The sequence below is a fragment of the Exiguobacterium sp. s125 genome (assembly GCF_018618605.1).
GTDB classification, from domain to species: Bacteria; Bacillota; Bacilli; order Exiguobacteriales; family Exiguobacteriaceae; genus Exiguobacterium_A; species Exiguobacterium_A oxidotolerans.
This window is the reverse complement of the sequence record NZ_JACSMI010000004.1, coordinates 52557-67856: the sequence shown is the minus strand read 5'-3', so window position 1 is coordinate 67856 and position 15300 is coordinate 52557. Positions and strand designations below refer to the sequence as shown.

Annotated in this window: 13 protein-coding genes; 5 read left to right on the top strand and 8 right to left on the bottom strand. The window is 45.6% G+C overall.

The window, feature by feature from the left end; all coding sequences use genetic code 11:
* Positions 1-374 precede the first annotated feature (374 nt).
* Complete coding sequence (locus KNQ05_RS11250) at positions 375-1772, bottom strand: basic amino acid/polyamine antiporter (protein ID WP_204251430.1); 1398 nt, start codon at positions 1770-1772, stop codon at positions 375-377.
* A gap of 114 nt (positions 1773-1886) precedes the next feature.
* Between KNQ05_RS11250 and KNQ05_RS11245 the strand changes: the two genes are divergently transcribed.
* A complete protein-coding gene (locus KNQ05_RS11245) occupies positions 1887-2570 on the top strand; it encodes an MgtC/SapB family protein (RefSeq protein ID WP_088838422.1) in 684 nt (227 codons plus the stop codon).
* 108 nt (positions 2571-2678) lie between these two features.
* Positions 2679-4313, top strand: a complete 1635-nt coding sequence (locus KNQ05_RS11240) for a peptide ABC transporter substrate-binding protein (protein WP_214805411.1) — start codon at positions 2679-2681, stop codon at positions 4311-4313.
* 98 nt (positions 4314-4411) lie between these two features.
* On the opposite strand, the gene KNQ05_RS11235 is transcribed toward KNQ05_RS11240, so the two are convergent.
* Entirely contained in the window at positions 4412-4669 is a 258-nt protein-coding gene (locus tag KNQ05_RS11235) for a hypothetical protein (RefSeq protein ID WP_214805409.1), read from the bottom strand.
* Between the two features lie 248 nt (positions 4670-4917).
* Entirely contained in the window at positions 4918-6654 is a 1737-nt protein-coding gene (gene ade / locus KNQ05_RS11230; protein ID WP_214805407.1) for an adenine deaminase, read from the bottom strand.
* A gap of 127 nt (positions 6655-6781) precedes the next feature.
* On the opposite strand from ade, the gene KNQ05_RS11225 reads away from it, so the two are divergent.
* Positions 6782-7321, top strand: a complete 540-nt coding sequence (locus tag KNQ05_RS11225) for a gamma carbonic anhydrase family protein (RefSeq protein WP_088836314.1) — start codon at positions 6782-6784, stop codon at positions 7319-7321.
* A gap of 108 nt (positions 7322-7429) precedes the next feature.
* A complete protein-coding gene (locus KNQ05_RS11220) occupies positions 7430-7627 on the top strand; it encodes a hypothetical protein (protein WP_088836313.1) in 198 nt (65 codons plus the stop codon).
* Between the two features lie 132 nt (positions 7628-7759).
* Here the strand turns inward: KNQ05_RS11220 and KNQ05_RS11215 are convergent, their stop codons facing one another.
* Together KNQ05_RS11215 and KNQ05_RS11210 are read right to left on the bottom strand one after the other, a co-directional pair.
* Positions 7760-9343: an ABC transporter permease/substrate-binding protein gene (locus tag KNQ05_RS11215; protein ID WP_088836312.1), complete on the bottom strand. Its 1584-nt coding sequence runs from the start codon at positions 9341-9343 to the stop codon at positions 7760-7762.
* Positions 9340-10467, bottom strand: a complete 1128-nt coding sequence (locus tag KNQ05_RS11210) for an ABC transporter ATP-binding protein (RefSeq protein WP_088836311.1) — start codon at positions 10465-10467, stop codon at positions 9340-9342. The genes KNQ05_RS11215 and KNQ05_RS11210 overlap by 4 nt, the downstream gene beginning before the upstream one ends.
* 191 nt (positions 10468-10658) lie before the next feature.
* On the opposite strand from KNQ05_RS11210, the gene KNQ05_RS11205 reads away from it, so the two are divergent.
* Complete coding sequence (locus tag KNQ05_RS11205; protein ID WP_214805405.1) at positions 10659-11858, top strand: LysM peptidoglycan-binding domain-containing protein; 1200 nt, start codon at positions 10659-10661, stop codon at positions 11856-11858.
* A gap of 121 nt (positions 11859-11979) precedes the next feature.
* Here the strand turns inward: KNQ05_RS11205 and lysA are convergent, their stop codons facing one another.
* From lysA to KNQ05_RS11190, 3 genes are read right to left on the bottom strand one after another with little or no spacing between them, the layout of a single operon-like run.
* Entirely contained in the window at positions 11980-13290 is a 1311-nt protein-coding gene (gene lysA, locus KNQ05_RS11200; RefSeq protein WP_214805403.1) for a diaminopimelate decarboxylase, read from the bottom strand.
* A 13-nt stretch (positions 13291-13303) separates the two neighbouring features.
* Complete coding sequence (alr, locus tag KNQ05_RS11195; protein ID WP_088836308.1) at positions 13304-14362, bottom strand: alanine racemase; 1059 nt, start codon at positions 14360-14362, stop codon at positions 13304-13306.
* Entirely contained in the window at positions 14359-15291 is a 933-nt protein-coding gene (locus KNQ05_RS11190; RefSeq protein ID WP_029332625.1) for a branched-chain amino acid transaminase, read from the bottom strand. Before KNQ05_RS11190 ends, alr begins: the two co-directional genes overlap by 4 nt.
* Positions 15292-15300 lie beyond the last annotated feature (9 nt).

Genomic DNA, 15300 nt, shown 5'->3' with positions numbered 1-15300 from the left:
AAGTCAACCCTTCAGCGTGTAGACAAATTATTAAGAAGCCTAAACATGCGGTATCGAGATGCAATCCGTTCGCGCTTCCCTGTCTCGCCTCGTCTTCAAAGCGGCAATCTTTCGCGCTCTAAACCGTCTCCATGCCCGGCTTTCCGTCACGGTGTTATCTAAAAAGCGTCACATTTCGTTGACTCCTATGGGGAAAAATGCGTTTTTGACGCACGTTCAGAGGCAGGCAAGACCCTGCTCGTTGTCCGCTAGGATCCAAGGAGCAACGGCTTGCGCCTCGCCCGAGGAAAGCAACGAAAAAAGATGCTTGATCTCCCGATAGCACGTTGTCTACAGTCGGAAGGGCTGACTCAATAGTCAGCCCTTTTTTACGATTACAACTGGATTTGACCAGCGATCATACCATAAATGGCGATCCCCGCTAAAATTACGAGCACACCGCTCGCGATCATCTCGTAACGTGACATACCACTACGTTTTTGCTCACGTTCTGCTAACGAGTAGGCAATGATACCCGGAGCATAAACCAATGCTGCAATGACGATGTACCAAATACCCGACGCATACACGAGCCAAATCGAATAGAAGGAAGCAATAATAGAGAAAATCAACATCTTCGTATTGCGTTCCGCCTTAGAGAAACGAACGCTATAGATCGCCGACAACAAGTACGGTAAAAGTGCACAGATCCCGGCAATACTCGATAAAACAAGATACGTTTGGGCCGAGAACAAAGCAACCGCCGCAACGAGTTGTGTCGCAATTTGTGTGATAAGCAATGCGCCGACGGGTGCTCCGTTCCGGTTCGTCTTCGCGAACACTTTTGGAAAAGCTCCATCTTTTGCGACAAGATAGGAAATCTCTGAAGCTAAAATCGTCCAACCGAGCAAAGCACCAGACAACGAGATAATTAATCCAATCATGATGATGGTTGCACCGACCGGTCCGATTGCGGCTTCCAAAACATACGCCATTGTCGGTTCATTTAATCCGGCTAGTTGCTCTTGCGTCAGGACACCGAGTGATAACACTGAAATCAAGATGTAAATGACGAGTACGCCGACGAGACCTGTCACGGTCGCCTTACCGACATCACTCCGCTTGTTCGCACGTGACGATAAGACGACGGCTCCCTCAATCCCGACGAATGCCCAAAGCGTGACAAGCATCGTTCCCTTCACTTGTTCAAAAATCGATCCAAGCTCCGTTCCCTCTCCCCAAAAATTAAGATTGAACGTGCGTACATTAAACGCAATCCCAACGAGCAGAATGAAGATTAGGATGGGGACAAGCTTAGCGATTGTCGTAATCAAGTTAACGAGTGTTGCTTCTTTAATCCCACTCGAGACAATCCAAAACAGTCCCCACACGACGACGACACTCATCATCAATAAAAATAGTCGATTTTCCGCTGAAAAAATCGGGAAGAAATAACTGAGTGCATTAAAGACTAACGTGATATTCGCAACGGTACCGATCCAGGCGGATACCCAGTACCCCCAAGCGCTATTGAAACCAACGAAACGACCGAAGCCTTCTCGTGCATACGCATAAATACCACCTTCAAGCTCCGGCTTACTATTCGCCAAGTGCTGAAAAACTAATGCCAACATAATCATACCGAGCCCTGTAATGCTCCAACCGATTAAAATCGGACCAGCACTTGCTTTTTGAGCCATCGCTCCTGGCAGGTTAAAGGCTCCCCCTCCAACCATCGAACCGATGACCATTGCTGCTAATGCAAAAAAACCAATCTTTTGTTGATTCATGATGTAAACACTTCCTCCAAATCTGTATATCTATTCATATTAAACGTATATTCATTCGAAGACACAAAGTTCATTATAACAAAACCCACTTCAATGTAAAGAAAGGATTTGATGATGATGGCATGGGTGCATTCGTTCCAACTAGAGGACTTATATAAATTAATGATTGCCGCAACATTTGGAATCATTATCGGATTCGAACGTGAAGTCAAAAACAAGCCAGTTGGTATACGTACTAGCCTCGTAATTACCCTGATCAGTTGCCTGTTAACCATCGTTTCAATCAACTCCGTTATTTTTTATGAAAACATTGCTTCTCATGTCCAGATGGATCCGATGCGAATCGTCGCCCAAATCGTCGCCGGAATTGGATTCATCGGAGCCGGCGTCATCCTCCGACGTCCACATGATATCGTCAGTGGTTTGACGACAGCAGCAATTATCTGGGCAGCGAGCGGCATCGGGATTGCCGTCGGTGCAGGATTCATTATTGAGTCAAGCTTTCTCGTACTTTTTCTATTCGTTTCGCTCGAAAGTATCACCTGGATCATGAAACGATTCAACAACAGCCGGTTTGAAGCAAACGTCATCGTCGCTCATTTGACTTTACCGGAAACACTCGATGCAGAAACGGTTAAAAAAGCGCTCGAACAACAAGGGGTCCGGATTACGAATATTCGTTTACGCGGCACGCCACAGCAATTGACATTGCGGATGTACTCGCCTCACCGTGTCACGATTTTCATACTTTATGACTACTTGAAATCGCTCGGAATTGGGCAAATAGACCTTGATCAGTGAGAATTATCAGAAAATTTATGTTGCATTTTCATCCATTTTCACTTAAATTTACATTATGTTCAAACTTTTCTGAAATTATTTTAAATTAATCGGGGGGTCATTTTTCACATGAAGAAACAGACTAAAATCGCCTTTGCTGGCTTATCGAGCATGGCGCTACTCGCAGTAGCAGCTTGTGGTCAGGATAATGAATCGAACGGTAGCTCGTCATCAGATGGTAACAAAAAACAAGAAGTGACATTTATCTCTACAACGGATGTCCCACAACTCGATCCAACGAAAACGACGGACTCGACATCAATCATCGTGACAAACAACGTATTCGAAGGCCTTTATCGTCTGGATGGTGAAAATAAACCAACGCCTGGGATGGCTGAAAGTGTTGAAGTATCCGATGATAAACAAACATATACCTTCAAACTACGCAAAGACGCAAAATGGTCGGATGGTTCATCGGTCACAGCGGATGATTTCATTTACTCATGGAAACGTGCACTTGATCCGAAAACAGGCGCTGAATATGCGTACATCTTACAGGATTTGAAAAATGCCAATAAAATCATGGCGGGTGAAGCAGAACTCGACGAACTCGGCGTCAAAAAAATCGACGAACAAACACTCGAAGTTCAGCTCGAAGCACCTGCACCGTATTTCCTTGGTTTGACGAGTTTCCCTACGTACTTACCACTTAAGCAATCATTCGTCGAAGAAAAAGGCGACAAATTCGCGATGAATGTTGAATCGATGAACTTCAATGGACCTTTTATCTTGTCAGATTGGCAATCGAACGCCGGATGGACATACAAAAAGAATCCAGATTACTGGGACAAAGCAAACGTCAAAATGGATAAAATCAATGTGAAGGTCGTAAAAGAAATCTCGACCGGCGTCAACTTATTCGAGTCAAAAGAAGTTGATTTCGCACCGATCACTTCTGAATTCGTTTCACAATACGAACAGTCAGAAGACTACAAAACACGTCCAGACGCACGGATCAATTTCTTACGCTTCAACCAGAAAAATAAAGCACTTCAAAATGAGAACATCCGTAAAGCCCTTGCACTTGGTTTCGAGAAGCAAGGCATCACAGATGTCATCCTGAACGATGGATCAGAACCTGCGAACTTCATCGTCGCAAAAGATTTCACGTTCACACCGGACGGCGAAGACTTCCGTGCGAAATACCCAGACCTTCAAAGCTTTGACGCTGCAGAGGCGAAAAAAGCCTGGGAGGCCGGTCTAAAAGAGTTAGGTGTTAAAACAGTTGAACTCGATATGCTTTCACGAGATGAGGATGCCTTCAAAAAGGTATCTGAATTCTTAAAAGGTGATCTCGAGAAGAACTTGCCTGGCTTGACGGTCAAAATCAAGCAACAACCGTTCAAAAACTTCCTTGATCTTGAGTCAAAAGGTGACTATGACATCTCCGCTGCCGGCTGGGGCCCTGACTACCAGGATCCAATGACGTTCCTCGACATGTGGTTAACGGACGGAAGCTTTAACCGGATGAACTACTCGAATAAAGAGTTTGATCAACTTGTTAAAGATGCGAAAAAAGAAACAGATGAAGCAAAACGTTGGTCTGATCTTCAAGAAGCTGAAAAAATGCTTCTCGCAGAAGATTATGCAATTGCTCCAATCTATCAAAAAGGTGAAGCTTACTTGCAACGGGCTAATATCGACAAATTATACCGCCACCCATTTGGTGCTGACATGAGCTTTAAATGGATGGAAGTTAAGTAAGTAACATATGAAATCCAAAAATCCATTCCGGTGGGTTTTTGGATTTTTTTATTTTGTAAAACAACAAAGACCCCTTCTGCCGGAGCCGTCTGGGGTCTTTACTGTGCGATTTGTTTATAGAATTTAATTTTTTCATGTTGTCCCTCTTCTACTGCTCTGAAAAACTCGGCGAAAAATTCATACAACACCGTTCGCTCTTGATAGGTCGGACCTGCTTGACGGATGACAGAAAACGCAAGGTTTCGCAGTTGACGTTTTGTTCGACGCCGCTCCGGCAACTCATGAAATTGGTCGATAAACGAGCGATAGACGCAAGCAATCAGTTCTTGATGTCCTTCAAAATACGATTTATCCATACGATCCTTCCTTTCTTTTTTCTTTTATATTTTACGAATCAAGGGTTAAAAAGTTTCACTAAAAGTGATGTTTTTCACAGATGATATAAAAACAACTATAACAAGGATCAGATAATGATTCAACTTGGAAAATATTAAGTTTCAATAACAAATGTAAAGGAATGATGGGATTTGAGGCGGGAAGGAAATCAATAAAGCAGGTGAACACTAGTCGTAGTGAGTGTTCACCTTTTTTAATTCGTGTTTCTTTATTTTGGGGCCTGCGTCTTAATATGTTGGAAGGTTTTGACGTCAAACAGTCCGCTGTCCGTCAATTTCAAGTTCGGAATGACGGGTAAGCAAAGGAACGACATCGTCAAATACGGATTGAATGAACGATCCGCTTCTAGTACATCCAGTGCATCGTTTAACTTTTCTAACGTAGCTCCGACTTCCTCGAACGGACGACTCGTCATCAAACCGGCGATCTCAAGTGGCAGTTCTGCCAAGACGTCCTCACCTTTGACCGCGATGACGCCTCCCCCCGCTTTAACGAGACGCTCTGCTGCAAGCTTCATCTCCGCATCTGAAGTACCGACGATGACGAGGTTATGTGAATCATGGGCGACCGTCGCGGCAATCGCTCCACGTTTCATACCGAATCCTTGGACAATGCCAACTGCTGAGAAGTCTGTTCCGTTATGGCGTTCGATGACAGCAATCTTTAATAAATCTTGCGCTGTATCCTGCACAAACATTCCATCGACGACGGGCACATCCAACACGAGATGGTTCGTAACAATGCTTTTCGGAATAACTCCGATAACATTTGCTTTCGGGTGCGCGAGTGGCAGTTCAAACACTGTGTCCGTGATTTCTTTCGTTTTTAATTCACCGCGCAAATTAGGTGGGACCGTTACTTTTGGAGACGTAATGATTGTTTTACCATCCCGAGCGACCGGTTCGCCTTTTACGAACACTTCACGAATCACTACACGATCAGGATCCGTCAAAAGAACGTAATCCGCCCGGCGTCCTGGGACGATTGCCCCGCGATCTTGTAATGCATAGGCATTTGCTGCATGGAGTGATGCCATCGCATATGCCGTTTCCCGTTTAATCCCATGCTCGATCGCATAGCGCACGTTGTAGTCGATCGTTCCCTCACGTAATGTATCATCCAAATGTTTATCGTCTGTACAGAATAAGAAGCGACTCGCATTGCTTTCCGTTACGGCATCAAGTACTTCTTTTAAATTCCGGGCTGCCGATCCTTCACGGACTTCGACATACAAACCTCTGCGTGCACGTATGAGCGCTTCTTCTTTCGTAACCGCTTCATGATCCGTCCGGATGCCGGCAACCCCGTAGATATTGACTTCACGTGCACCAAGACCTGCTGCATGACCATCAACGAGCTTTCCTGCTGCTTCAATCTGCTCGATTTTCTGTAGCATGTCCGCATCGGCACGTTCGACTGCCGGGTAATCCATTACTTCTCCCAAGCCATGGACACCCGGATGATTGACGAACGGTACTAAGTCGGCTGCCTTTAACGACGCCCCTGCGTGTTCGAACGACGTCGCCGGAACACAGCTCGGTAACATCATCCGTACATCAAGACGAAGCTGTTCCGCGTCATCTAACATGAACTGTAGACCGTCCGCTCCCTTGACGTTAGCAATTTCGTGTGGATCGGCGATTACCGTCGTCACTCCGAGCGGTAAGATGGCCTGTTCATATTCACTCGGTGTCACCATCGAAGATTCGATATGGACGTGTCCATCGATGAAACTCGGTGCGATATATTTATCCGTTCCATCAATGTTCTCTTCACCTTCATAGCCGTCCCCAACGGCGGCGATGTAGCCTGAATCGATTGCGACATCCGCTTGATAGGTCTCACGTGTCATCACATCAATGACCTGAATGCCTTGATAGACAATTGCCGCTTTCTGTTTTTTCGCAGCAATCGCGATAAGTCGTGCTCGAACTGTAGTATCCATCCTATATCCTCCTATAATGACCGGTATTTTTACCATCTTACAATTAGATTGTAAGCAGTTGCAATTTATTTTTCGGGAGTTCAAGATAAAAGAGGTAATTCTTAATCGAAAGTGAGGACAAGCAATCATGAAGTATCGCGTCGGAAACTTAATTCCAAAGGTCGATCCAAGCGTATATATCGCAGACGGTGCAAAAGTCATCGGTGAAGTCGAGATCGGGAAAGATTCAAGTGTCTGGTTCAACACCGTCATCCGCGGGGATGAAGGGCTCATCTCAATCGGGGAGCGGGTTAACATTCAAGATGGTTCGATGATTCATCAATATGAGGAATACTCAACGATTATCGAAGATGATGTCACGATTGGACATATGGCCATGATTCACGGAGGCATCATTCGAAAAGGCGCATTAATCGGCATGTCAGCCACAATTTTAGACGAAGCAGAAATCGGAACCGGTTCGTTCGTCGCTGCCGGTAGCCTCGTTCCACCTAAAATGGTCGTCCCTCCGAATTCGCTCGTCATGGGCGTCCCTGCAAAAGTCATTCGCGAAATCAATGATCACGACCGGTTCATCATGGAGCGGACTGTCAAAAAATATATCAAGCGCGGACAACAGTACGCTGCTGATTGTGTACCTTTATCTGAAGATATGACAGCCTTGTGAAAACACTTACAATATTCACCTGTTTTTAACATTTCCCCTCTCGTTCGTTTACATGTTGCGCGTACACTAAAGGTGTAGCACATGAATCGAGATTGAGGGGGATATGAGATGATTCCATTATTCGCAGAGCGATTGATGTCTGATTTATTTTTGTCGACGAGCAATCCAAGTTATGGTCTTCCTACATTACCTGAACACGAAGCAGATTGGTTGACGATTGAAGTCCAACAGCGTATTGTTAATGATGCCGAGCAAAAATCTTTGAGTTCAGGAACAACTCAACCAAGAGAGGAAGAACGTGTATGATTCAGCAAAACACCGTTCGCGCTTGGCTCGCTAGTCGAATCAAAAAATAATGATCTTATTTTCCAAAACGATATAGCGCGTCAGCGCGCATATAAAGAGCCGAAGCGGATTCCCGCCTCGGCTCTCTTTTTATTATTTTTTAATCATACCTTCTTCAATCAAGAACTCACGTGCGACATCTTCTGGTCGTTCTTTTTCGACGTCAGCCTTAAAGTTCAATTCTTGCATCTTCTCATCCGTGATTTTATCTTTTAACATATTGAGAACTTCTTTTAATTCTGGATGTTCATCCAACGTTTCTTGACGAACGATTGGGACCGCGTAATACGGTGGGAAGAATTCTTTATCATCCTCAAGGACCGTCAAATCAAATTTCTTCAACAATCCATCTGTCGAAAAACTATCGATGACGTTCGTTTTTCCATTCGTCAATGCCGTATAACGAAGCCCACCATCAACAGGCTGGACATCTTTGAATTTCATGTCCGGATATTTCTCTTTCAAGCCAAGGTATCCGTCTTCACGATTCGCGAACTCAATTGTTGAACCAAGAATCAGACGATTACTGACAGCAGCCATATCAGAGACTGTTTTCAAATCATATTTTTCGATGTCTTCTTTTGTCATCGCTAATGCGTACGTGTTATTGAAACCAATCGGATCGAGGACATCGACCTGACTTTTCGCTGGAATCATTTTTTTAACTTTTTCATACACGACTTCTGGATCCGTTTCTACTTCTTGTTTGAGTACATCGATCAGAAGCGTCCCCGTATAGTCTACATACGCGTCAATTTCTCCAGTCTCAAGCGCACCATAGGCAACTTTTGTACCACCGAGGTTTAATTGACGTTCGACTTCTAAATCGGTCTTATCTTCGATTAAATCAGCCAACATGTTCCCTAAAATCAATTGTTCCGTAAAGTTCTTTGAACCGATGACGATTTTATCCGGCTTCAAGAACGAATACGCAACCGTTCCACCAATTAATAAAACGACGATACTCGCAATTGCGATTTTCTTACCGGCCGACATCGCTTTGCGACGTTTACGTGTCCGATTTTTGACCCGTCCGTCTGCCAGCTTAATTCCGTTTGGTGCGACCGAATATTCAATCCGGCTGACGATGAAGTCAATCGCAAGCGCTAAAATACCTGCTGGAATCGCACCGGCTAAAATCTGATTGTTATCAACGGTTTGAATACCGGAGAAGACAAGATAACCAAGTCCACCGGCACCGATGAACGCAGAAATCGTCATCAATCCAACCGCTGTCACGGCAGAAATCCGAATTCCGGCCATCATGATCGGTAAGGCAAGCGGAATTTGAACCTTTCCTAAAACTTGTCGTTCGGTCAGTCCAATCCCTTTTGCAGCTTCCAACATATCTCCCGGAATGCTTGATAAACCTGTGTACGTATTTTTGACAATCGGGAGTAATGAATACAAGACGACCATGATAATCGCCGGTGTCGAGCCAATCCCGATGAACGGAATCAAGAAACCAAGTAACGCGAGACTCGGAACCGCCTGAACGACACTCGTCAAGGCGAGGACTGGTTTAGCGAACCGTTGATAACGCGTAATTAAAATACCGAGCGGAATCCCTAAGATAACTGCGATGACGACCGCAAATACGGTCAGCTGTAAGTGTTCAAGTAATAAGTTCCAGATTTGATCAGTGTTATTTTTTACATAGTCAAAAAATCCACTCATTGCACTTCCTCCTCCTGAATGAACTGCTCACTCAAGACGGAAAGCAAGCTACTTCGTGTAATCAAGCCGCGTAATTGACCGGCTTTGTTCGTTACAGGTAAATAACCTGTTTCTTCATGGTTCATTACTTCTAATACATCAAGCAGTGAATCCTGTTCATCGACGGCAACAAGTTCACCTTCCATGATTTCTTCAATTCGTTGACTCTTATCTGAAACCGTTTGGATGTTTTTCAATTTAACGATTCCCTGTAATGTACGATCACGATCTGTAATCAGCAGGCTATCCACTTTTCGTCCACGCATGATTTCTATCCCTTGCAGCAACGTCCGCTTACCACTGATTGAGACGGGATCTTCAATCATGATATCTTCTGCTTTAATGAACGCCGGACTACTCCAAATTTTATTTTTTCCAATGAATGATTCAACATATTCATCTTTTGGATGTCGTAAAATTTCTTCGGGTGTATCAAATTGAACAATTTCCCCATCACGCATGATACATATCCGATCGGCTAGCTTGATCGCTTCATCCATATCATGGGTGACGAATACGATAGTTTTCTTTACTTCTTCTTGGAGATTAAATAATTCTTCTTGGAGGTCGTTGCGGGTAACGGGGTCGAGCGCACTAAACGGTTCGTCCATTAAAATAACATCTGGATCATTCATCAATGCACGGGCAAAACCGACACGTTGTTGTTGTCCACCACTGAGTTCGCTTGGGTAACGGTCAATGAATTGTTTCGGGTCGAGGCCGACCATTTGGAGAAGTTCTTCTGTCCGTTGATCCATTTGATCGTGATCTTTTCCTTCAAGACCGGCAATCAATTGAATATTTTCACGAACGGTCATGTGTGGGAATAGACCGGTTTGTTGAATGACGTAGCCCATATGGCGTCTCAGTTCAATCGTATCCGTCTTCATGATGTCCTTCCCATTCACTAAAATCGTTCCTGAAGAGGGCTCAATCAAACGGTTGATCATCTTGAGCGATGTTGTTTTTCCACAGCCACTCGGACCGATGAATACAACGAGTTCACCCGCTTTGATTTCTAGCGTTAAGCCTTTTAAGACAACATTGTCCTTAAATTGCTTCCCGACATTTTTAAATTCGATCATCCATATTTCACTCCTTTTACTATTTCCATATATTATGTTTTCCCTATTTTTTTTGAATTCAAACAATATTTTTCGTTTTTTTGTTTAAATCTCGAAATAAACGGGAATTGTTCTGTTTTTTTGTTAAAAAAGGGTAATGATAAGTAAAGCGTTTGCGGAAGTGTCAGCGGACTGAAAAGGAGGAAATCATAATGCGAAAAAAATGGCTTCGGTTACTTGTTGTCTTGTTACTGATGTTCATTCCATTATCCAGTTATCAGCTACCAGTCGAAGCAGCTAGCTCAACATTCATCACGAAAGGTTCGACAACGAACAAAGTGGTGGCATTGACGTTCGATGACGGGGCGGATGGTACAAACATCGGTAAAATTCTCAGTATCTTAAAAAGTAACAATGTCAAAGCAACCTTCTTCCTGACCGGTGCCGGTGCCGCGAATCACCCACAGTCGATCAAAAATATCGCGAATGCAACACCGACGCATCAAATTGGAAATCACTCCTACAGTCACCCCGATTTTACGACTTTGTCTGCAAGTCAGATGACAAGTGAATTGACACGGACGGAAAGTCTGCTTAACTCATTAACGGGACAGACAACAAAACCAATTTTCCGGGCTCCATTTGGTGCAAGCAACAGTGCTGTTTTAGCAGCCGTCGGTAATGCAGGTTACACGAAAACGATTCAATGGAACATCGATACGACGGACTGGAAAGGAATCAGTTCTACCGCAATCTTGAACCGCGTCATTCCGAACATCGTTCCGGGATCGATTGTCTTAATGCATACGGGTGCCGGTGCATCCGGAACCCCAACCGCCCTTCCTTCAATGATTACGCAACTGAAAGCTAAAGGGTATACGTTCGTTACGGTTTCTGAATTACTGCAACTCCCGACTTCAGGTAGTAAAACGTATACCGTCAAGTCTGGCGATACGCTCTATAAAATCGCAAACCTCTATAACATTTCTGTCAGCGCTTTAGCTAAAGCAAATAACATCACCAACTTTAACCTGATTTCTGTCGGACAAATCTTGACGATTCCTGGTACGTCGACGACACCTCCCCCAACCTCAACGACTTCTTATACCGTCAAAAGCGGGGATACACTCTATTCTATCGCTCGGAAGTACGACGTTTCCGTCAGTGCACTCGCTTCAGCAAACAACATCACTAACCTCAATTTGATTTCTGTTGGTCAAGTGTTGAAAATTCCCGGTACGTCAACAACACCTCCCCCAACAACGACTTCTTATACCGTCAAAAGTGGAGATACGCTTTATGCGATTGCCCGTAAGTACAATGTGACAGTCAGCTCGCTCGCAGCAGCGAATAAGATTACGAATGTCAGCTTGATTTCAATCGGACAAGTATTGGTCATCCCATCCAAATAATTTGACTTGATGTTCCCTCAAAACGTTTCGAAACACCATCTTTCGGCAGATAAACCTGTCTCCTGAAATTTAAAACAGCAAGCCTTCCTCGTTTCGGTCGACGGGGAAGGCTTGCTGTTTATTAAGATCGTACGTTTTCTAGACCGAGATCACACGTAACGAGATCCGCATATGTTTGGCGCCGGACGACTTCCCGCGCTTCCCCTTGATTGACGAAGACGACTGCCGGACGTAAAAATTGATTGTAGTTGCTCGCCATCGAGAAATTATAGGCACCCGTCCCGAAGACCGCCAGCGTATCCCCGCTAGCCGGTTCCGCCAATTGCGCTTTTTCTGCGACTAAATCGCCGGATTCGCAAGCAGCACCAACGACCGTCACTTCGCGCAGCGTTCCTGTCACCCGATTGGCGATGACTGTTTCGTAGACTGCACCGTACAGCGCAGGACGGATATTGTCTGCCATGCCGCCATCAACAGACAGATACGTCCGAACCCCTTGGACTTCTTTAATCGCCCCGACCGTATAGAGTGTCGTCCCGGCATTCGCGACAACCCACCGCCCTGGTTCAATCCCAATCCGTGGACGTTCGATTCCAAGTCGTGTCGACTCTTCCTCGATGATTGCCATGACGTGCTCCATCGTTTGCTCAAAGTTAAGCGGGACATCGTCTTTCGTATATGCAATCCCGAATCCACCGCCGACGTTGACTTCGCTCGCCGTGAATTCCGTTTCTTGACGAATCGTTTCGACAAACCCCATCATCGTCCGCGCCGTCCGCTCGAACAACGAAAGATCTTGGATTTGTGATCCAACGTGACAATGAATACCGAGCAGGACAAGATGTTCCGACGCTAAGATTGCCCGAACGGCTTCAAGATACGATTCATCATGGGTCGAGAATCCAAATTTCGTATCAACGCCGCCCGTCTGAATTTTAGTATGTGCCCCACCGATGACCTGGGGGACGATTCGAATCAATACGTTTACCGTCTGACAAGCATCTGCTGCAATTTGTTCGAGCTGTGCAATCTCACCGTAATGGTCGATGACGATTTTTCCGACGCCTTCTTCGACGGCATACCGTAAATCCTGCGTCGATTTGTTCGAGCCGTGGAAATAGATCCGTTCTGCCGGTACACCCGCTTGACGCGCGATGTAAAGCTCGCCCCCCGTCACGACATCGATTCCGAGTCCGTGACGTACGACTTGCTGATAGACGGCACCAATCGTCAACGCTTTTGAAGCAAAGGAAGCATACGTATTCGGATATTTCGTTAAGAAACCATCTCGTACGGTCGCTAAACGGTCTGTCAGTTCACGCTCTGCCATCACGTAAAGGGGTGTTCCATATTGTGCTGCTAAATCTGTTGCTGCGACACCATCGATTTGAAGCGTGTTGTCTTGTTCCGTCAAATACGAGCTTCCGTACATAAATAGTTCCTCCTTATAGATAACGGTGTGCCAATCGCCATGAGCGTGCACACATCTGTTCCGAATTATTTGCCGTTCCCGTCCGTGTGATGTCGTCGATTTCAATTCCGTCCCCGTACAAGACGACTTCATCCCCGACTTCGACTGTCGAATCAACGGCAACGAACGTATGGCTCATGAATAATTTACTAATGATTGAATACGGTTTCCCGTGAATCAATACAGGTAAAGCGGACCGCCCTCGGACGACACCATCACCATAACCGACCGGTAAGACGGCGACACGAAGCGGTTGATCCGTCGTGTAAGACGTACCGTATCCGACGTGTTCGTCCGCCCCAACTTCACGGATTTCAACGACTTCTGTCGTCATCCGTAATGTAGGGACTAACCAGTCCATCTTTTCAATCGGTGAATAACCGAACAAAAAGATACCGGGACGAACATAGTTACAAAAGGCGAGGCGCTCGTCATGTTTGACGATCGTCGCACTATTTTCAGCATGCATGTACGTAAATTCATGTTGTGTCTGGACGACGTTCGCAATCGCTAAGAAACGCTCGACTTGTCCATCATGGTCCGCTCCCGGCTCGTCTGCGAGCGGAAAATGTGTATATAGCCCTGTCAAACAGAGCTGTTGCTCCTGCACTACTTCAAGGACTGCTTGCGCTTCTTCAAGTGAACTGACACCAAAACGGTTCATCCCGACATTGACCTTTAAATGGAGTTCGATGTTCGAAAGGTCTGCTTGATACCGCTTCAACCAATCTACCGACGGGATTCCAAGCGCGATGCCATAGTCTCGAGCCGCCTCGAACTGAGTCGCTGGATTCATCGCTAAGACATAACTGTCTGGAAAATTCGTTTTAATTTCAATTGCCTCATAAACTTCAGCGACAGCGAAATGATGCACGCCCGCTTCCATCAATGTCCCGACCATTTCAAGCATACCTAAGTTATAGGCATTATTCTTCACCACGGCGAAAATCTGTTTTTGCGATCGAGCGAAGACCGATGCGACATTTTGTCGCACCGCTTCCCGATCGATTGTTACGCGTGTACGTGTATTCATTCAGCTACCGCTGGTGTGACGTGTGTCAACCAGTCTGCATATTGCGGGAGTTGTCCTGAGACCGTTTGTCGGTAAAGCTCGAGTAATTCATCCGCGACAGCCCGTGTTCCGCCGTTGATTGTAATATGGTCGATTTCACCAACACTCGTGATTTCTGCCGCTGTCCCTGTTAAGAAAATCTCGTCTGCGACATACAGCTCGTCACGCCCGATATGACGTTCGACGACCGGGTACCCTTGATCTTGCGCGAGGCGCATGATGACTTGACGCGTGATGCCGTCAAGGACAGAACAGTCTAGTGACGGCGTGTAGATTGTCCCGTTTTTCAACATGAATAAGTTCGCGACACTTGCCTCACTGACATTACCGTTCATATCGAGTGCGATTGCTTCGTCAAATCCATCACGAAGGGCTTCGCCTTTTAAGAGTTGTGAGTTCATATAGTTCGCAGCGGCTTTCGCTTGCATCGGCATCATCGTTGACGATACCCGACGGTAAGAGGCGACTTTCGCACGAATGCCGACACCTTTATCGAAGTATTCACCAAGTTCCCAACATGAGATGCCGACGTGAACCGTCGTATCTTTTGCCATCAAGGCTTGCCACGGTGTACCGAGGAAAACGAATGGACGGATGTAACAAGACTCAAAGCCATTTTTCGCAACGAGATCAATCGTTGCCTGGACAAGTTCTTCCACTGTATATGGAATCGTGACGTGATAGAACGCGCAACTCCGGAAGAGACGTTCGATGTGTTCCGTCAATTGAAAAATTGCCGGACCGTCAGGCGTCGCGTAAGCACGAATCCCTTCGAAAAAACCACTTCCGTAATGAATCGCGTGTGACATGACGCTCGTATTCGCTTCTTTTGGATCATGAAAAATCCCGTCTAACCAAATCGCTTCACCATACTGTGTATCCACTGCCATGTGTTTTCC

What these genes read in the sequence shown, in the direction of transcription:
- KNQ05_RS11245 (WP_088838422.1), top strand. Translation starts at nt 1,887, where the DNA reads ATGGCATGGGTGCATTCGTTCCAACTAGAGGACTTATATAAATTAATG.
- KNQ05_RS11240 (WP_214805411.1), top strand. Translation starts at nt 2,679, where the DNA reads ATGAAGAAACAGACTAAAATCGCCTTTGCTGGCTTATCGAGCATGGCG.
- KNQ05_RS11235 (WP_214805409.1), bottom strand. Translation starts at nt 4,669, where the DNA reads ATGGATAAATCGTATTTTGAAGGACATCAAGAACTGATTGCTTGCGTC.
- ade (WP_214805407.1), bottom strand. Translation starts at nt 6,654, where the DNA reads ATGGATACTACAGTTCGAGCACGACTTATCGCGATTGCTGCGAAAAAA.
- KNQ05_RS11225 (WP_088836314.1), top strand. Translation starts at nt 6,782, where the DNA reads ATGAAGTATCGCGTCGGAAACTTAATTCCAAAGGTCGATCCAAGCGTA.
- KNQ05_RS11220 (WP_088836313.1), top strand. Translation starts at nt 7,430, where the DNA reads ATGATTCCATTATTCGCAGAGCGATTGATGTCTGATTTATTTTTGTCG.
- KNQ05_RS11215 (WP_088836312.1), bottom strand. Translation starts at nt 9,343, where the DNA reads ATGAGTGGATTTTTTGACTATGTAAAAAATAACACTGATCAAATCTGG.
- KNQ05_RS11210 (WP_088836311.1), bottom strand. Translation starts at nt 10,467, where the DNA reads ATGATCGAATTTAAAAATGTCGGGAAGCAATTTAAGGACAATGTTGTC.
- KNQ05_RS11205 (WP_214805405.1), top strand. Translation starts at nt 10,659, where the DNA reads ATGCGAAAAAAATGGCTTCGGTTACTTGTTGTCTTGTTACTGATGTTC.
- lysA (WP_214805403.1), bottom strand. Translation starts at nt 13,290, where the DNA reads ATGTACGGAAGCTCGTATTTGACGGAACAAGACAACACGCTTCAAATC.
- alr (WP_088836308.1), bottom strand. Translation starts at nt 14,362, where the DNA reads ATGAATACACGTACACGCGTAACAATCGATCGGGAAGCGGTGCGACAA.
- KNQ05_RS11190 (WP_029332625.1), bottom strand. Translation starts at nt 15,291, where the DNA reads ATGGCAGTGGATACACAGTATGGTGAAGCGATTTGGTTAGACGGGATT.